General features: G+C 45.4%; 17 protein-coding genes. 8 read left to right on the top strand and 9 right to left on the bottom strand.

Annotated elements, in window-relative coordinates; genetic code table 11:
• Window positions 1–121: 121 nt before the first annotated feature.
• Together NST45_RS01690 and NST45_RS01685 are read right to left on the bottom strand one after the other, a co-directional pair.
• A complete protein-coding gene (locus NST45_RS01690) occupies window positions 122–532 on the bottom strand; it encodes a hypothetical protein (RefSeq protein ID WP_036685297.1) in 411 nt (136 codons plus the stop codon).
• A gap of 613 nt (window positions 533–1,145) precedes the next feature.
• Complete coding sequence (locus NST45_RS01685) at window positions 1,146–2,945, bottom strand: M3 family oligoendopeptidase (protein ID WP_339824674.1); 1,800 nt, start codon at window positions 2,943–2,945, stop codon at window positions 1,146–1,148.
• A 118-nt stretch (window positions 2,946–3,063) separates the two neighbouring features.
• Between NST45_RS01685 and NST45_RS01680 the strand changes: the two genes are divergently transcribed.
• Both NST45_RS01680 and NST45_RS01675 read left to right on the top strand, forming a co-directional pair.
• Entirely contained in the window at window positions 3,064–3,255 is a 192-nt protein-coding gene (locus NST45_RS01680; RefSeq protein ID WP_038573204.1) for a YycC family protein, read from the top strand.
• The gene (locus NST45_RS01675) at window positions 3,252–3,482 is read left to right on the top strand and encodes a hypothetical protein (protein WP_036685307.1); all 231 of its coding nucleotides are present in this window, start codon (window positions 3,252–3,254) and stop codon (window positions 3,480–3,482) included. The genes NST45_RS01680 and NST45_RS01675 overlap by 4 nt, the downstream gene beginning before the upstream one ends.
• 79 nt (window positions 3,483–3,561) lie before the next feature.
• Here the strand turns inward: NST45_RS01675 and NST45_RS01670 are convergent, their stop codons facing one another.
• Window positions 3,562–4,278 (bottom strand): DUF2225 domain-containing protein, encoded by a 717-nt coding sequence (locus NST45_RS01670; RefSeq protein WP_038573205.1) that lies wholly within the window; start codon window positions 4,276–4,278, stop codon window positions 3,562–3,564.
• A gap of 36 nt (window positions 4,279–4,314) precedes the next feature.
• The gene (locus tag NST45_RS01665; protein ID WP_038573207.1) at window positions 4,315–4,698 is read right to left on the bottom strand and encodes a globin; all 384 of its coding nucleotides are present in this window, start codon (window positions 4,696–4,698) and stop codon (window positions 4,315–4,317) included.
• Between the two features lie 412 nt (window positions 4,699–5,110).
• On the opposite strand from NST45_RS01665, the gene ylbJ reads away from it, so the two are divergent.
• The 4 genes from ylbJ (at window position 5,111) to NST45_RS01645 (ending at window position 10,102) form a co-directional block, all read left to right on the top strand.
• On the top strand, window positions 5,111–6,373 hold the full coding sequence (gene ylbJ, locus NST45_RS01660) for a sporulation integral membrane protein YlbJ (protein ID WP_076224540.1): 1,263 nt from the start codon (window positions 5,111–5,113) through the stop codon (window positions 6,371–6,373).
• 74 nt (window positions 6,374–6,447) lie between these two features.
• Window positions 6,448–7,251, top strand: a complete 804-nt coding sequence (locus tag NST45_RS01655; protein ID WP_076105311.1) for an NAD kinase — start codon at window positions 6,448–6,450, stop codon at window positions 7,249–7,251.
• Window positions 7,252–7,397: 146 nt separating this feature from the next.
• Window positions 7,398–8,582 carry a copper amine oxidase N-terminal domain-containing protein gene (locus NST45_RS01650; RefSeq protein ID WP_339824670.1) on the top strand — a complete coding sequence of 395 codons (1,185 nt, stop codon included), beginning with the start codon at window positions 7,398–7,400 and terminating at the stop codon, window positions 8,580–8,582.
• An 80-nt stretch (window positions 8,583–8,662) separates the two neighbouring features.
• The gene (locus tag NST45_RS01645; protein WP_051491374.1) at window positions 8,663–10,102 is read left to right on the top strand and encodes a S41 family peptidase; all 1,440 of its coding nucleotides are present in this window, start codon (window positions 8,663–8,665) and stop codon (window positions 10,100–10,102) included.
• Window positions 10,103–10,674: 572 nt separating this feature from the next.
• Here the strand turns inward: NST45_RS01645 and NST45_RS01640 are convergent.
• Both NST45_RS01640 and lipA read right to left on the bottom strand, forming a co-directional pair.
• The gene (locus tag NST45_RS01640; protein WP_081390260.1) at window positions 10,675–11,358 is read right to left on the bottom strand and encodes a YutD family protein; all 684 of its coding nucleotides are present in this window, start codon (window positions 11,356–11,358) and stop codon (window positions 10,675–10,677) included.
• A 235-nt stretch (window positions 11,359–11,593) separates the two neighbouring features.
• On the bottom strand, window positions 11,594–12,499 hold the full coding sequence (gene lipA, locus NST45_RS01635) for a lipoyl synthase (RefSeq protein ID WP_036685320.1): 906 nt from the start codon (window positions 12,497–12,499) through the stop codon (window positions 11,594–11,596).
• A 254-nt stretch (window positions 12,500–12,753) separates the two neighbouring features.
• Between lipA and NST45_RS01630 the strand changes: the two genes are divergently transcribed.
• On the top strand, window positions 12,754–13,854 hold the full coding sequence (locus tag NST45_RS01630) for a M23 family metallopeptidase (RefSeq protein ID WP_076144532.1): 1,101 nt from the start codon (window positions 12,754–12,756) through the stop codon (window positions 13,852–13,854).
• A gap of 38 nt (window positions 13,855–13,892) precedes the next feature.
• Here NST45_RS01630 and NST45_RS01625 read toward each other — a convergent pair whose 3' ends face one another.
• Window positions 13,893–15,593 (bottom strand): glycoside hydrolase family 13 protein, encoded by a 1,701-nt coding sequence (locus tag NST45_RS01625; protein ID WP_036685324.1) that lies wholly within the window; start codon window positions 15,591–15,593, stop codon window positions 13,893–13,895.
• A 123-nt stretch (window positions 15,594–15,716) separates the two neighbouring features.
• Between NST45_RS01625 and NST45_RS01620 the strand changes: the two genes are divergently transcribed.
• Window positions 15,717–16,745: a LacI family DNA-binding transcriptional regulator gene (locus NST45_RS01620; protein ID WP_076296362.1), complete on the top strand. Its 1,029-nt coding sequence runs from the start codon at window positions 15,717–15,719 to the stop codon at window positions 16,743–16,745.
• A gap of 346 nt (window positions 16,746–17,091) precedes the next feature.
• On the opposite strand, the gene NST45_RS01615 is transcribed toward NST45_RS01620, so the two are convergent.
• Entirely contained in the window at window positions 17,092–20,121 is a 3,030-nt protein-coding gene (locus NST45_RS01615; protein ID WP_339824665.1) for a carbohydrate binding domain-containing protein, read from the bottom strand.
• Window positions 20,122–20,377: 256 nt separating this feature from the next.
• Entirely contained in the window at window positions 20,378–21,640 is a 1,263-nt protein-coding gene (ltrA, locus tag NST45_RS01610) for a group II intron reverse transcriptase/maturase (RefSeq protein ID WP_036681916.1), read from the bottom strand.
• Window positions 21,641–21,874: the final 234 nt, after the last annotated feature.

Below are 21,874 nucleotides of genomic sequence, written 5' to 3'. Positions count from 1 at the left end.
GTCTTAAAAAGCCCATTGCCGACTAGCTTTCAAACCTCTCACACTTCTTCCAGAAGCTGTGGGAGGTTTTTCTAATTTATACCCTATAATCCGAGCTGCATGCAATCTTTATGTAAAACGTTTAACTTAAAAATTGATCAGCACTCTCGGCGTAAGCATTACGGGGAGATCGAATCATCAGATTTGCCATATTATAATTGGACTCCAGCGTAGCATCTACGATTAGCTTCCCCTGTCTTATAGCGAATTCATAGCTGATCTCACCATGAGTCCAGCGCCGTTTGTATTTCAGACTCTCCAGTGCCATTAGACGAAAAGAAGACTGCTGACTCTCCGTTATTCCTTCCTTTACTTCTGTGAATCCACCACCCCGACCGGCTAGAGGGTGATGACGTATGCCGAATTTGCCAATGGTATTATTTCGTATTTGCACAAATACCGTACCGGAAGATAGTCCCGATAATTCCTCTTGCAGTTCCCTAAACACCAAATCCATCTGTCTTGCTAAGGATAGCTGTTCTGTCTTAAGCATATCTTTCCTCCTAAAAGTTTTGTGAGCTTAGCTTCTTCGAGTTCACTTCGTCTTTTATAAATCGAACCCTAAATATTTAGGCTAAGGATCCGTCGCTACTGCGGGGAATGTTTGGACTTCCAGCCGCTGTTGTCTCCAAATTTCTTGAATTCTTACGCGTACAGCGGGTGAAATTCGGAGACAAAGGCGGTCGCTCCCGCTCTTACAGTTCCAAAATTCCCCTCCGCCACTCCTTCCCCTTTTCCCAAGTTTCTGGTTCGATTTATATTGTTTGTGAGCTTAGCTACTTCGAGTTTACTTCGTACAAATCGGCTTAGTATGCGCTTACTTAAGCTTTTTGAGCTAAGCTCATTAGTCTTCCTTGCAAGCCTTATATAAGGCTCAAGGCTCATTATAGACCCCTTAAATACGCCAAACAACATTATTCTACAAAATTGGGTTATTATCCCTAGTAATGCGCAAAATTCATAGATCATTCGTATATTAATTTTTATAAAACGGGAGTTTTCGACATTTAACCATTAAAAAAAGACCCCTTAACCGGGGTCTTTGCGTGTTCACACTGAAATTCCGTTATTTTTAGCGCACTGAAATTTGTCTTATTTTAGACATTTCATGCTAAATGCTCAGTCATCTCCAAGAACTCGTTGATATCAGCCACGATCAAATCTGTAGCCCCTTGCCAGAAATCTGGCTTAGTCAGATCCACACCCAAATGTTTGAGCACCAAATCCTCCAATGTCATCACGCCGGTATCCTGCAACAAGCTATCATATTTGTCTGCAAAGGAAGCTCCCTCTTGTAATGCCAGACGATATAAGCCTGTACTGAACATATAACCAACAGTGTACGGGAAATTATAGAAAGGTACATCTGTGATATAGAAATGCAGCTTCGACGCCCAGAAGTGAGGATGGTATTCAGAAAGCACACCACAGAAAGCTTCTTTCTGTGCTTCCACCATCAGAGCAGACAGTTCCTCAGCATTTACAAGGCCTTCCTTACGTTTTTCATAAAAGCGAGTCTCGAACAAGAATCGAGCGTGAATGTTCATAAAGAATGCCACACTGTTCTGTATCTTCGTTTCAAGCAGTGCCAGCTTCTCCTCTGCATTGCCCGCAGCTTTAACCTGAGCATCAGATACAATCACTTCTGCAAAGGTTGAAGCGGTCTCTGCAACGTTCATTGCATAATTCTGATTAAATACAGGTTGATCATCAAGCAAGTAGGAATGATAGGCATGTCCCAGCTCATGGGCCAATGTTGAAACATTGGAAGGTGTGCCGCTGTAAGTCATGAATATCCGTGATTCTTTGCTCTCAGGGAAGGAAGTACAGAATCCACCAGGACGTTTGCCATTACGATCCTCAACCTCGATCCAGTTATTATCAAAGGCACGCTCTGCAAACTCAGCCATCTTAGGACTAAATTTACGGAACTGTGTGACGATATCCTTCGCAGCTTGATCATAAGGGATTTTGCCGGAGGATTTGCCTACAGGAGCTTCGACATCGACCCATGAGAGGGAATCCAACCCCAGCAGCTTGGCTTTGCGCTGAAGGTAGGACACGAGTACAGGTTTGCTCTTCGTAATTACGTCCCACATCGTATTTAAGGTGTCCTGTGTCATACGATTGATGCTGAGCGGATCTTTTAGAACATCGTCCCAGCCTCTGCCCTTATAGAGCTTCAGGCGGAAGCCTGCTAAGTGATTTAAAGTATCTGCGCAATTATCTGCCGCTTCAGTCCAAGCCTCTTCCCATTTATGGAACATCGCTTGACGCACTTTTGGATCTGGATCATCCAGCTTATTAAAAGCTTGACCTGCAGAAAGCAGCTTTGTTCCTTCTTCATCCTCAAATGGGATCTTGATTGAGCTTACAATCGTATCATAGTGTCCGCTCCATCCATGATATCCGTCAACAGCTAATTCCAACGCTAAGCTTTCCAGCTCAGGGCTCATCTTCTCACGGGCCAAATCACGGCTCTCGCTCAGTACGAACGTTAAAGGAGCAATCTCTGGACGAGCCATCCACTCAGCCCATACCTTGTCCGTAGTCTGACGCAGTACATTGCTAAATTGCGAGCTGATCCCTTCGAATCCGGCGCGCATGCTTGTCACTTTGGCTGCCAGTCTTACCGCACCCTTGTCCATCTGATTCTGAGCGCCTAGACAGTCTGCGAAGGAAGTGACCTCCACAAGTCTTCCTGAACAGCTCTGAAGCAATGCTATAACCTCATCCAATGCTTTTGTAGACGCAACATCCGTTGGTGCCGCAGCATCCTTCACAAAGCCCTGTAAGGATAAAATATCTTTTTCAAGCTTGCTCAAGAAACCTTCTAGTTCTGCAGACGAAGACCCCCCCGGAAAAATAGTATCCAGTTCCCAAGTCAGTGATAACGGTTGTTTCATTTGTACTCACCATTCCTTTGCTTTCATTTGACTTTCTTTGTAATTGTCTTAACACCATGGTAAAGTGAATAACGATATCTGAACATTTATAGCCGATAAACTTTAGGAGGGCATTCATATGAAGCCACTACAAATTTCACCGGAAACAGCCATTACGTTATCCAAGCAACTAGGCGTTCCTTTGGAACACTTGATGCATATGCCCCAACATATTTTACTACAAAAAATAGCGGAGCTATCCAAAAAACAAAATCCCCCACAAACTGAGGGCGAAAATGAACAGACTCCTTCTGGGAAGGACTCACAATGATTCCTTTTAGTCATACCTGGCCTTATGACATCATTCTAGGCGATATGTATGTGCAATACTGTCCATTCTGCAACTCAGAGAATGTGCTTCTGCCTATGAAGCCAAAAGAATTACAAATCGTTCGTGACGGCAAGAAAAAACTGCTTGTCTTCCCCTGCTGCAGCGCCAGTCCTACAGTTATAGATAATGACGGCGATTACCTTTTGTTCGATCGAGCTGTCAGATAAGCAAATCCTAACATTTTCTTTCTACAAAGCGCAGAGGAGAATTAAATTCTCTTCTGCGCTTTTTGTTGTTCGCAAATCGTTATGAACTTGAAGACAAGCCTTCGACATCAACCTCAACCTCTACAGCCTCAGCACGCATTTGCTCCCGTAAAATAACCCACTGCTCACGTGCCGCTCGAATCATCGCCGCATCCATAATCTTCTGATCATTAATCAGACGGGAGAACCACATCACAGCCACTGAGTATTCTCCGATGCGCCGATTAAGTTCGCCGATCAGGTACATGAGCCGGGCATCATTGCCGGCAATGCCATCTTTTTCATAGACCTTAACATACTCGTCCAAAGAATAACGTAAAAAACGCTTCTCCTGCTCAGTCTCCCCTTGGTAGCGATAGAGCCAAGCAATGTGATGCAGCAGACTTGCAATAATCCGATCTTTATCGTTAATACTCTGAGCACATAAAAGCGCCAGCTTATAGGTCTCGAGCGCAGTTTCCCAGTCTCTTTTCTCCCCAAAGTCACGGCTCTTCCAGCGTTTCCCTACCTGCTCATTAAATGCCTTACGCTGACGTTCCGTCAGCTTGTCAGCCGAATTTTCTGTGGAGGCAAACCCGCAATTGGGGCAGACCCGTACAACATAATAATCCGGATTCTCATTTTTATAATACGCGCAGAAATCAGCATCACGCCGAATAGCCTTTTTTAGACTAGGACGTACCCGCGAGGTTGAAAATTCATTTTCACAGTTGCAACACTTGACCTTAATAGAATATAGGGGTATTAACTCTGTCAAGTACTCTCATTCCTTTCAGGATCAACCTGTCCCTTGTTATTCCTGGGGCATGTTAACAAAATGATGTGCAGGACCTGCAAGGCGGCTAAGCACGAATGAACGCAGTGGTTCTTCGACTCCAGTCTCCACCAGTGCCTCTTTCATACATTGTAGCCACTCATCAGCACGTTCTGGTGTAATAGGAATATGCATATGCCTTGCTCTCATCATGGGATGTCCATGTAATTCCGAATAAAGCGGACCCCCGCCAAAAAACTGTGTCAGGAATTGATATTGCTTCTCCAGAACTGGAGTAATATCTTCAGGGAACAAGGGTCCCAGCTGCGGATGAAGCTGTACCTTGGCATAGAACACTTCCACCAACCGATGTAGTGCTTCAGCCCCCCCTAGATTGTCATATATACTCTCATTTGGATTCATTGAGGTTACCAGCCTTCTTCCATATTAATGAAACGTTACTTATTTTATTATACCAAAGATAAGCATAACACGGATATCCGTCGAAAGTGCTCTCTAAACTACAGAAAAAAGGCGCTAAACTATAGTTCAGCGCCTGAAGAGTAAGGTTAGTAGGTCCTAAATTCCTCATCACCAGGAGGGACGAGAGAGACCCGGATTACATATACAAAAGCACAAACGAGAACTCCGGCTATAACGCTCATCGCCATCACTCCATCCCATTTAATCGTGTAACAGAGGGTGCATTTATTTATTACATAATATCATAATTCCTGCGAAAAAGCACAGATAATTGTAACCGCTTTCTCCATTTTTTTGTGCTTTTTGTCCCTCTTTTTGCATACATCTAACCATAGACCAGGAGGCGTTAATTATGACTTTTAAAAAGATTGGCGGCCCGCTGCTGGGATTCATATTGGCTGGTTGTATGCTGCTGATGTTACTTCATCCTGAAGCATCTCTTGCCGCAGCCTTACGTGGCCTGGCCATCTGGTGGGACGTGCTCTTCCCTTCACTGTTTCCCTTCTTCGTCATTTCTGAAATCATGCTAGGCTTAGGCATTGTCCATCTCTTCGGCGCTTTACTTGATCCACTGATGCGCCCCCTCTTCGGTATACCTGGCAGCGGTGGTTTTGTCGCGGCCATGGGATATGTATCAGGATATCCCGTTGGAGCCAAATTAACCGCTAAGCTGCGGGAGCAGAAGCTGATCAGCAGAATCCAAGGTGAACGCCTTGTAGCATTTACAACCTCCTCCGATCCTATTTTTCTACTAGGGGCGGTATCCGTTGGGTTCTTTCGCGATGCTTCTTTGGGGCTAATATTGGCACTAGCCCACTACGGAAGTGGCTTAATGGTTGGTCTCCTAATGTCATTTCATGGACGTAAGGAACAAAAGACTCCCACCCAAGACCCAACAAAAAGTAGTTCTGACGCCCCCTCTGCTCCAGCAAAACAAGGATTCGGCAGAATACATGCCGCACTCCTTGCGATGTCCGAAGCCCGGCGCAAGGATGGACGGAGCTTCGGGGAACTGTTAAAAGGAGCGATCCAATCCTCGCTACAGCTTATTATTGTCGTAGGGGGTCTGGTTGTATTCTTCAACGTGCTAATGGAGCTGCTTGCCCGTGCCGGAATCCTGCCCTCACTATTTAGCCTGGCCGGATCTCTCGTCTCCCTTGTTGGAGGGCCTCCCGAATTAGCTCAGGCCTTGATCAGCGGATTGTTCGAGGTCACCATAGGTGCTCGTTCTGCTGGTGAAGCCGCTTCTTCCATCCCGCTTCAATTCAAGGTCGCAGCAGCTGCCTTTATTCTCTCTTGGGGCGGATTATCTGTACATGCCCAAGTCGCCAGTATTTTGAACGGTACCGGGCTGCGTTATCTGCCGTTCTTAACTGCACGACTAATACATGCCATACTCGCAGCAGGTCTCGTGGTGCTGCTATGGAAGCCTGTGATGGGATCAGGATTGTCTTCTGCCTGGGTCTCTCTGCCTGCCTCCACTGCCTTTACACCTTCAGCCTCAGGTGTCACTGCCAGTCTAGCTCTACTGAGTCTTATACTAGCCGCTGCTCTTCTAGTGTCACTGCTTATCCCTGCCTTTATGGCAATGCTCCGATTGATGCGCCGAAGTTGATTACATATTGTGTTCCGGGGCAAGATTGATTATGATCGGTGTATGACGGAATTATATAAAGGAGCTTGTACATCTTGAGATATTATGTTCTGGACCGCGGTGATGAGCTGTCAATCAAACTTGCCGAGCAATTTCACAAGCTGGCGGCGGAGCGGGATTTGCAACTGGATGCCGAGTCTCCGGAAATCGTCATCTCGATAGGTGGAGACGGCACAATGCTGCACGCTTTTCATACCTTTATCGACCAGATTCCCAACTTAGCCTTTGTAGGTGTGCACACAGGACACCTCGGCTTCTATGCGGACTGGCAAGCAGAAGAGCTGCCCACCTTAATCGATTATATGTGCGGAACCGGTGAATCTGAGCCGCAGAAACCGCGTATTGTGAAATATCCATTAATAGAGCTGGAGATTCACAAAAAATCGGGATCTTCGTCTCACATTGCCCTCAACGAATTTACCCTTAAAGGGGTGGATGGAACTATAATGATCCAAATCGACATCAACGATGTCACCTTCGAAATGTTCCGGGGCGATGGACTTTGTATTTCAACTCCCTCTGGCAGTACAGCTTATAACAAAAGCCTAGGGGGCGCTATGGTTCACCCTTCAATAGAAGCGCTGCAGATTGCCGAAATCGCGTCTATTAACAACCGTGTATTCCGGACAATGGGCTCGCCGCTACTACTGCCAAAGCATCATCATTGTGACATTTTTTCATGTAAAGACCAGCGTTTGCTGCTCACCGTAGATCATAACAACATTCCTGTTGATGACCTGATTTCAGTACGCTGTCAAGTTTCAGACAAAAAAGTCAGCTTCGCAAGATATCGTCCGTTTCCGTTCTGGAACCGTGTCCGTGAAGCTTTCTTAGTCTGAGATCAGGGGATCAAAAAGCTGGAGATTTCAATATCTCCGGCTCTTTTTGGTGTGACAAAACTAACACCAATTGATAGACATAGAGAGAAATCAAATGGTATAATGAGGCTATTTTACAAAGAGTTACATAAAAGGAGAGAGTACTGTTGAAAAAATTATTATCCCTCTTGAGCATAAGTCTTCTGGCCCTGATACTGGCGGTCCCGGCTTTTGCTGCTTCAAAACCGATTGATGTTTATATCAACGGCAGTAAGGTTTCCTTTACCGCAGGAACCCCTTACTTAGCGAACAATTCTGTACTTGTCCCTTTCCGGGTCATCTTCGAAAAGCTTGGACTGCAGGTGCTTTGGGATGCCAAGACTGGAACAGTAACAGGTAAAAGTTCAAATCTGGCGATCAGCCTGAAAATTGGCAGCAACCGTGCAACCGTTAACGGAACCGTGAAAAAACTGACCACCGCACCAGTCTCCTCAGCTGGCACTACATACATTCCTTTACGTTTTATCGCAGAGGCAACCGGAGGCACAGCCGTCTGGAATTCAACCAGCAGAAGCGTGCAAATTACCACCCCAGTATCCAAAGATAAGGACGAAGCAGCGATTACAGCATTAATCCGTTTGTCTAATAAGTATTTTAATGAAGAAAAAGCAATTAGCTTCTATTCCCTTATGGATTCAGAATCCTCTAATGCGGAGTCAGTGGCGGATCTCAATGCATCCTTTGAGATTTTTGATATAAAAAATACTATTGAGAGTTTGGAAATCATTGATATTTCAGGCAATGACGCTACTGTGTATACACTGGAAAGCTCTCGCCGGACAGGTGGGGCCTATACGCCAGATACAGAGGACGAATACATGTATACACTTGTCCGCAAGAATGGAAGCTGGAAAATATCATCTGTGGAATCCCAAAGCTCCGTGATACTGCTGACTCGTGAACAAGCTCTAAAAACAGCAGCTAACATTCCTCAAAATGATGCGGATGCCATCAAAGGTAATATCACCAAATATTATCAAGCTATGAATGAACAAAATCCGGCGGCTGTTCTTTCCACCATGACTTCATACGGAGAAGAATATGATACCTCCCTTAAGGAAGATCTGGAAGATTTCTTTACTTCATACGACGTCACTTATACTCCAAGCGTTTCAAATATCTACTATTTTAGCGCCAAAGAAGCAGCTATTTATGTGGAAAACAAAGAGAAAGATGCCAGTGAAGAGGAAACTTTTGAGCAAGGCACTATCTTCATTTTATCCAAGTCGGATAGCGGGGTATGGACTACTGATAACACCTATAGCGTTTACTATAAACTTGTGAAATCCTAAAACCATACGTCACAGAAAGTTAATTCGTGCAGTGTATACTTTCTTATCTTATAAATTATATAAAAAGGGCGTATGATTCCATGAAATCCAATAAAGTAATAAGTGCACTTTTAGGCAGCTGTCTGGCTTTATCCCTAACTTTTGCTCCAGTAGTTTCTGCTGCCGATGCCGCTCAGGCATCTACAGATAACCGTGATCTTATCAATGAAGTCATGAATATTCTGGAGAACTATAACCTCTCCGGTGTAGATAAGGATACTTTGATTCGTGGAGCCATTGACGGCATGGTGAACACCCTGGATGATCCTTATAGCCAATACTTCAATACCGAGGAAGCGGCACAATTTGAACATGATGTTGATCTGGAATACGTTGGTATTGGTGTTAGATTGCAATATACCGCAACAGAACTCTACATCGAAGACATAACACCCGGTTCGCCTGCAGAACAAGCAGGTCTGAAACGCGGTGATACGATAGTCAAAATTAACGGAATCCCCGTTGAAGAGACCGAAGGAGACGAGTTAAGCGGAGCCGCAGGCACCAAGGTCACTCTGCAGGTGCTCCGGAATGGAGTGACTAAATCATTTCGTGTAACCCGAAATGAAATCAGCTCGACTTCTGTTACCGGAACTATTGTTGGACAGAAGATAGCCTACATCACACTGAGTGGTTTCACACAGAATTCCGATGAAGAATTTGCCGCTATGCTGAAAAAGATGCGTGCAGCAGGTATGAAATCGATGGTGCTTGATTTGCGTGACAACTTAGGCGGCTATATGGATTCGGCATACAACATTGTCTCTAATTTCATGGATAAAGGCATCATGATGTATACCTCCGATCAAACCGGAGCACTAACTCCAGTAACGATTACCAGTGGCAGCAAAATAGGCGTACCCGTCGTTATTCTAACGAATGAGTACACTGCCAGCGCTTCTGAGGCGCTTACTGGCGCATTACGCGACAATAAGCTCGCTACCGTCGTAGGCACTCGTTCTTTCGGCAAAGCACGTATTCAGAGCCTGCTTCCAATGTCCAATGGAGACATGCTGAAGCTGACTACGCAGAAATATCTAACTCCAAATAAAGAAGACTTTAATCACATCGGGCTTGCACCGGATATTGAGGTTAAAGGCAAAACTGCGCAGCTGATTACCGCTCTACAGATTGCAGGAATGAAAAGCATTGAGGTTTCCGGTGATCATCATATCTTGAATGTCAACGGGGTTGCCTTTGCTGGTAATGTGGGTCTAATAAAGCAAGGAGATAAGACTTATGCTTCTTCGCTCGTACTAGGTGCACTGATCGAAGGCGACATCACATGGGATGCCAAGAACAAAAAAGTCATCGTAACGAACGGGACAGGTAAAGCGACCGGCTTTACGTTGTCCTCCAAAGAGGCGCTTTCTCAGAACGGCGAGACCTTCATTGAATTAAATGCCTTTAAGAAGAAGTTCCCTGCGCTTGTATGGAGTTACAATGCAACACAGAAACAATTGAAATTATCTGTAAAATAGATCCTTAATCTAGCTAATCATTAAGCTGCTGAATCAAGCACCCATGAGTAAAAACAGGAGTTGTCACATAAGCCATGAAATGGCCGTTGGGACAACTCCTGTTTTTTGTTTAGTTTGATAATATTTGCACCTACGAAACATCTGTAGCACCTATCGGACATGGATGACCCTAATCGCAATATTAATCCATATTTGTTATGCTATCGGACCCCATAGTCGCTATTGGTATAAAAGACACCATAATTACTCCTCTTTCTAACGAATAGCATCATTGGAGTCCGAAACCCTGCTCAAAAGGCTAAAAATTCGCACATAACGGCATCTGGGTCCTTAAGCCTCGGGGGATGATGAAACTGCTGGATCAAGCAGCCAACGACTAATAGCATAGAGCAACACTGAGCAACACTGAGCAACACTGAACAACACACAGCAACACCACAACACTGAGCAACACACAGCAACACTGAGCAGCGATCTCCAAGTACCGGGAGAAACGCTGCTCTGCTATTTTTTATAAGAAAAAAAGCTGGCTCATTCGTAGAAGGACTCTACTTATGGTTCAGCTTTCATCATTAAGGTTGTGAATTTTCTATGTTTTGATTGTTCTGGTTGTTTTGATTATTCTGGTTGTTTTGAGCGCTTTGAGGTTTTGGTGTGTTTTGGGGCTTCTGAGACTGACCTTGTGGCGGTCTGCCTTGGAAATCCTTTTTGGATTTCTTGCCCTGTGAATCCTTGCCCCGGTGATTTCGGCTCTGATGTTCTCTCACAGGTCTATCCTTCGCCATATTGTCCTTAGAAGAAGTCATCTCTTTAAATGCCAATGAGTGATTCGAGCCTTGCTTAGAGGATGTTTCTTTAGCAGAAAACTCTTTATCTGCAGCCGCTTCATCACTAGCTTCCGATTCTTGCTCCAAGGCCTCTTCATCACTCGGCTCTGGTATTTCTTTGATCAAAATATCCTTGAACATGCCTTCTTGTGGTACCTCTTTCAATTTATGCAGCACAAAATAAGCGCACCCAAAATTGCAGTATTCATTAATATAATCAACCATACCCGAAATCGCTGTATCCCGATTCACCTTAGGATGGTTGTCCCGGTAAAAACCTTTCAAACGCAACTGACTGTAACCCCAGTCACCGATAATATAGTCGTATCTTTCCAGCACCTCGCTATATCTCCCGCGAAATGCCTCCGGATTCCAACCATCCTTATGATCCAACATAAGTTCATAGCCTTTTCCGCCTATTACGATCAAACCTTTTGCCGCCTGCCTTTCTTTGGGTATCGTGGCGTTGATTATGCCGCCATTTATGTGGAATATTGGGCTTTCGGTCGCTGTTCTCGAACCGCTCCTACAGCTCCAATATTCCCCTCCAATGACGCAAATCAACGATTTTTATGGGTAACCTAAGAGCAGAGATTTCAGAACGCTGTCGCTCTTCCTCCTCTTACTAACATTCTCCGTGAATTAAACCACAGAAAAGCAATAATTAGCTAGAAGAAACCGCACGCTCCTCGCGAGCTTGAGCTGCAGACTTCACCTGCTCATGCGCATGATAAGAGCTGCGAACTAGCGGGCCTGATTCCACATGGCTGAAGCCACGCTTCATTCCCTCTTCCTTCAACAGTGCAAATTCCTCCGGTGGATAATATTTCTCGACATTTAAATGTTTTGGAGTGGGTTGCAAATATTGTCCTAAAGTCAATATATCACAATTTACGGCTCGCAAATCATCCATTGCTTGTAAAATCTCATTCCACTCTTCACCGACACCAAGCATGATACTCGATTTGGTTGGAATATTGGGTTTCATTTCCTTGGCTCTGCGCAGCAATTCCAAGGAACGAGGGTACTTCGCTTTAGCCCGTACACGATCTGACATCCGTTCCACGGTCTCAATATTATGATTAAGAATGTCTGGATTACTGTTCATGACAATCTCAAGACTATTCCGGTCTCCTAAAAAGTCTGGAATAAGCACTTCAACACTACATAACGGAAGGCGTTTACGAATCGCCGCGACCGTCTCAGCAAAAATCTGAGCGCCACCATCCGCAAGATCATCGCGGGCCACACTAGTCACCACACAGTGACGAAGATTCATTTTCTCTGCAGCTTCAGCTACACGTTCAGGCTCCTGCAGGTCCAGTTCTGTAGGCATCCCTGTATTTACTGCACAAAAACGGCATGCGCGTGTACAAATATCACCTAAAATCATGAAGGTAGCCGTACGGTTTGCCCAGCATTCATAAATATTCGGACACCTAGCTTCTTCACATACGGTATGTAAAGTTTTGGAACGCATCATGCTTTTGATTTCCTGATAGTTGTCACCGGTAGTTAGCTTAATCTTAATCCAATCCGGTTTAGGTTGCTTTGCTGTTTTATTAGACAAAATGATAAACCCCGCTTCCTCCTGAATGTGATGCTGCAGATGAAAGTTGCTGCCTCATATTATAACATGTGCGATTTACAATTGCCTGTTTTTGTGAAATATGCAGGGTGTATCATCTGGAGTTTCCAGCGAGATTTTTCTGGTACCTTTAGACAAGAACGGATAAAAAGTAGTATTTTGCACCAATCTATAAAAAAGCTTCATCCGAAGTGACTACATTCAATTTAATGCCCGGACAAAAGGAGGCTGTTATCTTGCTGGCCCTATTTAAAAATATTAAAAACCGGAGAACCCTGTTATGCCTGTCCGCGGCCGCTATCCTTTGGGGTGGTTTAAACCTTCCCGTTGCAGCAGCTGTAGCGCGGCCTACTATCCAACCGGTGATGAGCAGCGGGGATCCCGCTAGTGCTAGCAAAGAAGCGCAATGGTCTGGCCGTAGACAGATTTATGAGCAAATGAGCGCAGCTACTGGTATCCCTTGGTTTAGGTTCGCAGCCATTGATCAATATGAACGCACGCTCGCCAAAAAGGGAGCCTCAGGGCAGCCTGTCTCCACGCGCCTTACAGCGATAATAATCCCGGCACCAGTATGGGCTGGTCCACTTAACCCGGATCAAGGGGATACTTCCCCGAAATCCATTAGCTTCTTTGATGGTTTTGGCAGTGATGGCTCAGGAGACGGCATTGCTGATCCAGAGAATGATGCGGACGTTCTGTATAGTATGGCTAGACACTTATTGAAGTATGGACAATCCGCTAGTGATTTCAGTATCGGGGTCTGGGAGTATTATCACAATGGCCGCGCCTCGCAGCGCATTACCCAGTTCGCGAAGTTATATGAACATTTTGGACGGCTGGACCTATCCGGCAATGCCTTCCCGCTTCCCCTAAGTAACCTTTATTCTTATCGTAGCACTTGGGGTACTGGAAGAAGCTGGGGCGGAGCACGTATCCATGAAGGAACAGATTTATTTGCACCTCAAGGAGTGCCAGTACGAAGCACCTGCTTTGGCTTAGTAGAGACAAAAGGCTGGAACCGATACGGCGGCTGGAGAATTGGCATTCGCGATATCGAGAACCGTTACCATTATTACGCTCATCTATCTGGATATAACAAAACCATTTCTCGCGGAGATATAGTCACCCCCGGTGAGATTATTGGCTGGGTAGGCAGCTCGGGTTACGGCAATCCCGGAACACAAGGAAAATTTCCTCCACATCTACATTTTGGCATTTACCGCGATCGCGGAATTACCGAATGGGCTTTTGATCCGTTTCCGTTGCTGAAACAATGGGAGAAACAGGAATATAGAGACTTAAAGAACAAAAGAAGCAAAAAAAGTGCTGTAAATTAGAATAAGGTCCCTTTCCTTAGAGAGGGGCCTTTTCTTTTTTAATACAACATCAAACAGCCAAAAGGTTCAATGCTGACCGTAAGCTTATTATTATTTTTAAAAGTTGCTCCAGACAATAAATCAGTTAATTCGTTCTTATCAGCTCGATATGGGCTAAGCTCTAGTTGGTACGGGTTTGGAGAATTATTGATAATCAGCCCTATCTTCTCGTGCTCCACACCCCGTATGTAGCCAAACACATTACGAACTTCATCAGTAAACCAAGGACGAAACGAACCTTTGCGCAGAACTTCATGGCTTTTTCTCAGAGAAATCAATTGTTGATACCACTTATGCAGCACTGCATTCTGAGCTTGTTCTTGCCATATCATAGCTTTTCTACAGTGGGGGTCTGTCGCCCCTTCCATCCCAACCTCATCCCCGTAATAGATCATTGGAATACCGATATAGGTCATCTGGAAAAAAACAGCCAGCATCATACGTTCAACAGCGGTACTCACGTGGTCCCAACCACGCCCACCTTCTTTACATGCCGTAAGAAACCGCAGGGTATCATGGCTGCCAAGCAACTGAAACATTGCCGAATTCGCCTGGTCATTATACAATGCCTCCTGATGGAGCAATTGCTCCATAAAGCGAATTGGCCCCGTAGATTGTTCCGCAAAAAATTCCAACACTGCATCACGAAGCACATAATTCATTCCTCCATCGAACTGATCCCCTCTAAGCCATGGCCCAGAAGCATGCATAATCTCACCGATCAGCAGGATTTCAGGATATTCAGATTTGAGCTCTTGCCGAAACCGGGACCAAAAACGCGGATTAACTTCATTGGCCACATCCAGACGCCAGCCGTCAATCCCTGTCTCGCGCACCCAATACTTCGCAACCTCAATCATGTAATTCGCCGTATCCGGATTGTCCATGTTCAGCTTTGGCATATGCGCTTCAGCTTTGGCAAACGTTTCATAATTGGGTACAGGCGTCTGCGTAACCGGAAAGGAATGAATGAAGAACCAATCTTTATACGGAGATAGCTCTCCTTTTGCCAACACATCTTTAAACGCGAAAAAGCGGTCTCCCGAATGATTAAACACAGCGTCTAAAATCACTTTGATTCCATGCCTGTGTGCCTGGCTGACCAGCGCCTTCAATCCTTCCATATCCCCAAATACTGGATCAACCTTATAGTAATCGGAGGTATTATACTTATGCTCTGAAGGAGACTCAAATACAGGCGTCATATAAACAACGTTTACTCCTAACTGTTGCAAGTAGGGCATTTTGTCAGAAATGCCTTGTAAGGTCCCTTCGTTATAACTGCTAGGATAGATTTGATAGGTTACTGCATCCATGCTCCATGAAGGTAACTTCAACGCCTCAGAATGATGGAGATATGCATATTGAAAAGAACCCGCACGTTCGCGGTTCTCCGACGCCCCTCTCTCTCCATACCAGACATATTCACCCGCAGGATTAGTTACATGGAATAGATATCTGCATTTTTTCGTAGGGTTCTCAATGACCGCTTCATGTATCTCATAAACACCTGCCGACCCAATCCGCTCCATCTGCAAAGGAACTTCATGCCCCGGAGAATCATAACGGTCTGAGTAGATGACGGTACAGGATAATTGCTGTCCAGCTTGCGTGAACAGTCTGAGCTTCAAGATGCCCGTACCCACAGGATAGGCAAACGGATCTTCACTTGTATGATATAAAAACCATGTATGAGGCATAACTTCCAAACTCCTTTTTTATGCTTTTATCTTTAAATCTATGAGACTCTTTGTGATTAGAGAGACTGCTAAATTTGTGTTATTATGGTTACAAATACCGTTCTGGATTATGAGGGGAAGACAATGAAAGTAACCATTTCTGATATTGCCAAAGCAGCCAATGTGGCTAAATCTACCGTATCCAAAGTATTAAACGATTCCCCAAAAATATCACAGAAAACGAAACACAAAGTTCGCGAAATTATGAAGCAGATGAACTATACACCAAGCAGTATCGCTACTGGATTAGCCAGACAAAGCAGCTGTAATATTGGTCTCCTGGTCGATATGTCCAAGGAAAGTGAATTTCTAAACCAGTTTTTCTACAACATCATCGGTGGAATAGAAAGTGTAATTGCGCCTTTAAAATACGAGCTGACTATTTCCAATGTGCAGCATAGTAGTCCGGAAGGACATTTTCTAAATAGACTTGTATTCAGCAAACGTGTCGACGGAATCATAGCGAATAACTCCGTACTTACGGAAGAGCTTTGCGAAGAACTGAACCGCTTGGAGTTTCCCTACATCTCCATCGGCGAAATTATGACTCCCGGAAGCTGGGTCGATTTCGATAATGAAGCAGGCGGCAGCATGCTGACCTCACATTTAATAAAGCAGGGGTATTCCAAAATAGCCTTCACAGGCGGGCAGCAGCAGGAAAAGATTTATACCCATCGTCTGAGTGGATATTTGCAAGCATTGCAGCAAGCAGATCTTGCGGATCAGCAGCAATGGATTATCAATTGTAAGGCTGATGAACATGAGAGCTATCATGCTGCACTTGAGCTTCTACAGAGCGAAGATCGACCAGACTCCGTAGTATGCATGAACAGCTATGTTGCCTTCGGGGTGCTTCAAGCTGCAAAATCACTGGATATTCATGTTCCATCACAGCTCGGCATCGCCGCTTTTGATGAATATCCTCTGTCCCGTTATACTACGCCTCCTCTAACCTCTCTGAATATCGACACGTTCCAGCTGGGGGTATCTTCAGGCGAGCTGCTGATGCAACGCATTCGTAATAACAACATGCCTACCGGGCATTTGCTTCTCGAGCCAGAACTCATTCCCCGTGAGTCAACCATGAGATCCCAGTTCCCGGCGGGAACTTAGTGAGGAGGCAGAAGCTTGGTTGCGCTGAGTGCTGATTTAGCTTGATCGAGCTTGATAGCTAAAATGGCTACATCGGATTTAATTGCATTTTGTGCAATAGAAATCCTTATAAGATGGGTAACATTCGATTTAATTGCACTTTGTGCAGTCAAAACTCGTGAAATCGGCAAAAAACAGCCTTTTTCCTGAATTCTACTGTACAAAATACAGTTAAATCTTTCTACCAGCTTCAAACAGAAAGTCTAATTGTACTTTCTGCAATTAAAAAGCTTCATACTGCTTACCAAGGAGCGGCCCCATACGGTAGCCGCTCCTTGTTGTGTTTAAGCTGTAGATATTATGAAGCTTATAGATCCTTCCAGCGCTGAACCGTCAGATTTACGGTTTGTGTACCGCCTGATGGCGTAAGAGTTCGATTGGAAAGATCCGATCCATTCGAATTCACCTCCACATTAGTCCAAGCGCCTCGTGTAACTTTGTATTGAATTGCTGTTCCCGCCGGTAGACTTAGTGTGATGGAGTAAATACCATCACTGCCCTTCGTCAGTTGGTAGTTCGGATCTGCCACATTCCAGCTATTGAAGGAACCGGAGAGATAAACGGGACCACTCACAGGAGTAGACGCAGGAACAGTTACTCGGAATGTAACACTATCCGCTTGTGGTTCTCCTGCGGTGATGTTGCCATTCACCATACTCCAGGTGCCCGCAGCAAAATGATAGTTATTGCCGCCATTGTTATCCCATGTGCCACTGCCATTATTAAAGGCTGCGGTCAGCCCAGCTGCCGTGCCCAGCTGAATCGTAACCGCCTTATATCCTGTAAAAGCAGAAGCTTGGAGCTGCTCGCCTGGAGACGTCGTCCAGACCGTTGAACCATCGAGCTTATAATGGATATAAGAGCTGCTATAAGCCGCATTCTTATAATAGATCGTTGCCGTGCTGCCGACAGGTGTTGGTGTTGGTGTTGGTGTTGGCGTTGGTGTAGGCGTTACGGTCGGTGTCGGAGTTGGCGTTGGTGTTGCTGTTGGTGTTGCTGTTGGTGTTGCTGTTGGCGTTGGTGTTGGTGTTACGGTTGGCGTCGGTGTCGGCGTTACCGTCGGTGTAGGCGTTACGGTTGGTGATGGTGTCGGCGTTACCGTTGGTGTCGGCGTCACTGGTCCACCCGATTGAATATTGCCAGTTGGTGTATAAGTCCAGGTGCCGGCACTAAATAAATAGTTGCTGCCCCCGTTACTGTCCCAAGTACCGCTGCCATTGTTAAAGCAAGCTTCAAGCTGGCTGGCTGAGCCGATATTAATCGTTATTTTGTTGTAGCCTGCTACATCAGAGACAGGTATCGCCACACCTGGTGATGTCGTCCAAGTTCCTCCTACAGGGCGATAATGAATATAAGGCGAGGTATAGCCCTGCTTATAGTAAATAGTGACACTGTTCCCCGCTGGTGTTGTCACTGAAGCAATCGCGCTAAGGAGGGATAGATTGCCTGCTGCATCCATTGCTTTTACCGTATAGTCATACGTAGTACTGGCGGATAATCCGTTATCCGTATATGAAGTAGTTGCGGATGTACCCACTTTGACGCCGTTGCGATAAATTTCATATCCGGTCACACCTACATTGTCGGTGGAAGCGGTCCAGCTTACTAAAGCACTGGATGCATTTTGAACAGTTGCGGTCACGTTAGTTGGTACAGTTGGAGCCACTGTATCTGTAGGAAGCTGTTGTTTTGCATAAATTTTGGCTGCATTTGCACCCACGGTTACAGTGATCTGCTTGCCAGTTGCTCCACCCGATTGTACAGTTACCGTATCCGAAGTGTTCAACTGGTTATAAAGAACCGTCCCGACTGCCAAGCTGCTCTCTGCACGCAGTGGAATGGTAACGGTCTGCGAGCCGCTGGATTTATTACTAAATACGGAGATAACTTCCTGCCCCAGATTAGTTCCAGTGTCGATACGACGTGAAAAAGCATATAAGTTCTGTGCAGACCACATTTCACGTTGAGTGCCTGTACGGAGTGCCGGATTATTTTTCCGAATCTCATTAAGTTTGGCTACGTGCTTGTAGGTGCTGGCATTCTCATTAAAATAATTCTCTAATACATTGCCGTTTGCATCCCGTTTCACCATTGACCAGCGGTTCCAGGTATCGGCGATGCCTCCCGTCATAATCTGTCCATTACCATTGCCTTTGTTCTGTTCCGTACCTTGGAAGACTACGGGTGTTCCACGCACTGTAAAAATAAAAGTCAAAGCGTTCTGCAGCTTATCTACGCTTCCTCCGGCTTCTGTGAGAAAACGATTGCGGTCATGATTGTCGATAAAGGTAACCATGTGATTGGCATTTCCGTTGTAGTAGGAATCCTGTGCCAAGGTGCTTTTAATATTGGAGTCAAAAGACTGCCCATATGCGAAGCTATTTAGAACGGAGAAGAACATTGGGAAATCAAGCATGCCCCACTCCTTGTTGTTGCCGACCCAGCGTGAGACAAATTCAGCATTGCCGTCAAAATTCTCGCCAAAGGTATTAACCCCCAGATAATTTTGCAGTTCACCAATATCAGTCGGCTTCATCAGCTTGGCTGCGTCTACACGCGCACCATCTGCTCCTGTATAGTCAAACCAGCCTTTAATCGAATCAAATACGGCTTTTTTAGCAGCAGGGACATCGAAGTCAATGTCATCCAGTCCGCCTAGATCATGATTTTCTAAGTAATCCTGTGCCCATTGATCGTATCTTCCGTCTGCCAAAGACCAGTTGATATCTCCATTATGGTGATACCAAGCCGGGTTATTGAAAGGAGCTGCTGGCTGCAGACTAGGGATATCATAGTAGGCTTGGGTACCCAGCATATAATCACCGATATGGTTCGGCACAACGTCGATCACTACCTTGATGCCAACCGCATGTGCGGAATCCACTAACTCCTTCAGCTTCTCCTTTGTACCAAAGTAGGGATTGGCTGCGTTAGGGTCCTTAACATTGTACCCGTGATACGCTGTATTTTTACCGCTGCCATTGTTCTCCCGATTCGTCATTTGCGGCTCCGCCACTGGGGAAATCCAGATCGCGGTGTACCCCATATTTTTAATATAAGACAGCTTGTCGATCACCCCTTGCCAATCTCCGCCTTTCATATAACGGAAATCTTCTTCAGAGTTCTCGCCATAGCGAATTGCCGCTCCCGTAGCATTGTTGGAAGAGTCCCCGTCATTAAACCGGTCAACCATAATCTGATAAATGGTATCATTCTCGTTAATCGTACCGATGCTGGCCGCATCTGCCTGTTGTGGCGCTAAGATGAATAAATTAATCACAGTAGAAAGAAGAATAGATGTAATCAGAACGGGCACGTACCATAACTTACGTTTCATCGCGCGCATCTCCCTCTCTTATTAAAGCGTATTCATAACACACTAAAACCTACTTCTTGGATTAAAAACGACCTTTCCAGCGATGTTTTTGGCATAGAAACAAACGAATTTTAGGGAAACCGGTTTCCCTACTAAAAATTACCATGACACCAGACGCGTTGTCAAGCCTTAAAATTGAAATGCACAATCGAGTAGGAGGGGGCGGCTAGCCCCCGACCTCTCACACCACCGTACGTACCGTTCGATATACGGCGGTTCATGAAATATTCCGTAAGGAGTTGTATCTGTCCAATACACTCTTTAATCCATTGGCTTCCCAATATTGGTTATTCAATGCATGTTGTAGAATTGGACTCCCTGCAATTCGCCAATACCCTTTTCGGGTATTTCCCCACTCATAGGCTTTATCCTTAGGTACCCCTAAGGATATAAGTCTTTTGACTTTGGTTCTAGGGGTCTTCCACTGCTTCCAGAGGCACATTCGTAGCCTTCTTCGTATCCATTTATCCATATCTCGAAAGGTACTTGGGGTATCCGCCAGCGAGAAATAACCGCACCATCCCATGAGGTAGTGGTTTAGTTCCTTGATTCGCTCTTCCATCTTCATCGATCTCTTTCGAGAGGATATCTCCTGTATTCGAACCTTGACTCTCTGTAAGGACTGCTTCGCAATTCTCACCTTTGGTTCTTTGTCCACACTAAAACTAAATCCTAGAAACTTTCGTTTCCAGGGACGGTCTACCGCGCTCTTTACTTGGTTCACCTTCAGCTTTAGCCTCGTCTCGATGAATCGGGTGACCGTTGTCTTGACTCTCTCTCCTGCTCTTAGCGTTTTCACGTAAATATTGCAATCATCCGCATAACGAACGAAGCGGTGCCCACGTTTCTCGAGTTCTTTGTCGAGCTCATCTAGGACAATGTTAGATAATAACGGACTCAGTGGACCGCCTTGCGGGGCACCTTCCGTTGTCGGGGTTACTAACCCGTTCTCCATCACACCTGACTGAAGATATTTGCGGATAAGCAGGAGAACTTTCTTGTCCTCCACTTTCTCCGAAATCTTCATCATCAGTCGGTCATGGTTGACGCGATCAAAGAATTTCTCCAAGTCTAGGTCGACTACGAATCGATATCCTTCTTTCATAAAGGTTCGAGCTTTCCTCACCGCATCATGCCCTCGTCTTTTCGGACGGAATCCATAGCTATGGTCGGAAAACTCTGGATCAAACAATGGAGTTAACACCTGCGCGATTGCTTGTTGAATCATTCGATCTGTCACGGTAGGTATTCCTAGTAACCTAACACCTCCGCCACCGGGTTTCGGGATTTCGACTCGGCGCACGGGGCTCGGTTCATAGGTTCCTTCTTCTATGGCATGCCGCAAGGTCTGCCAGTTTTGTACGATGTGTTCTCGTAAGGATTTTACGGACATCCCATCTACGCCATGACTTCCTTTATTCGCTTCAACACGCTTTAAGGCTTGCAGAAGATTTTCCCGTGATAGCAGTTGCTCCAACATTTTTTTTTTAACCTCTCTTTACGTGATTTATACCTTCCATTTGTGCCAAAGATGAACTCCGCCCTGCTGAAGACCCCCACGGGATTCACCGTTTCCTTCTTCAGTCAGGTCCTTTCGGATTTTTTTTTTTCTGCATTCATCGCTCATCTTGAACGCCTGGATGTATAAATCCTATTCCATGTTCAGCCCTTCCGCAGCTGTTGCAACAGCTTGCGTACTATGGCGTCTGCTGAC

The sequence above is a fragment of the Paenibacillus sp. FSL R7-0163 genome (assembly GCF_037969975.1).
Lineage (GTDB): Bacteria > Bacillota > Bacilli > Paenibacillales > Paenibacillaceae > Paenibacillus_AQ > Paenibacillus_AQ odorifer.
Note: the sequence above shows the minus strand (reverse complement) of the source record. Positions and strands in the feature narration are given on the sequence as shown.

Excerpts from the sequence above, each read along its gene's own strand:
- NST45_RS01645 (WP_051491374.1), top strand. The coding sequence starts at position 8,663 with ATGAAATCCAATAAAGTAATAAGTGCACTTTTAGGCAGCTGTCTGGCT.
- NST45_RS01685 (WP_339824674.1), bottom strand. The coding sequence starts at position 2,945 with ATGAAACAACCGTTATCACTGACTTGGGAACTGGATACTATTTTTCCG.
- NST45_RS01665 (WP_038573207.1), bottom strand. The coding sequence starts at position 4,698 with ATGAATCCAAATGAGAGTATATATGACAATCTAGGGGGGGCTGAAGCA.
- NST45_RS01615 (WP_339824665.1), bottom strand. The coding sequence starts at position 20,121 with ATGAAACGTAAGTTATGGTACGTGCCCGTTCTGATTACATCTATTCTT.
- NST45_RS01675 (WP_036685307.1), top strand. The coding sequence starts at position 3,252 with ATGATTCCTTTTAGTCATACCTGGCCTTATGACATCATTCTAGGCGAT.
- ylbJ (WP_076224540.1), top strand. The coding sequence starts at position 5,111 with ATGACTTTTAAAAAGATTGGCGGCCCGCTGCTGGGATTCATATTGGCT.
- ltrA (WP_036681916.1), bottom strand. The coding sequence starts at position 21,640 with ATGTTGGAGCAACTGCTATCACGGGAAAATCTTCTGCAAGCCTTAAAG.
- NST45_RS01620 (WP_076296362.1), top strand. The coding sequence starts at position 15,717 with ATGAAAGTAACCATTTCTGATATTGCCAAAGCAGCCAATGTGGCTAAA.
- NST45_RS01690 (WP_036685297.1), bottom strand. The coding sequence starts at position 532 with ATGCTTAAGACAGAACAGCTATCCTTAGCAAGACAGATGGATTTGGTG.
- NST45_RS01625 (WP_036685324.1), bottom strand. The coding sequence starts at position 15,593 with ATGCCTCATACATGGTTTTTATATCATACAAGTGAAGATCCGTTTGCC.
- NST45_RS01680 (WP_038573204.1), top strand. The coding sequence starts at position 3,064 with ATGAAGCCACTACAAATTTCACCGGAAACAGCCATTACGTTATCCAAG.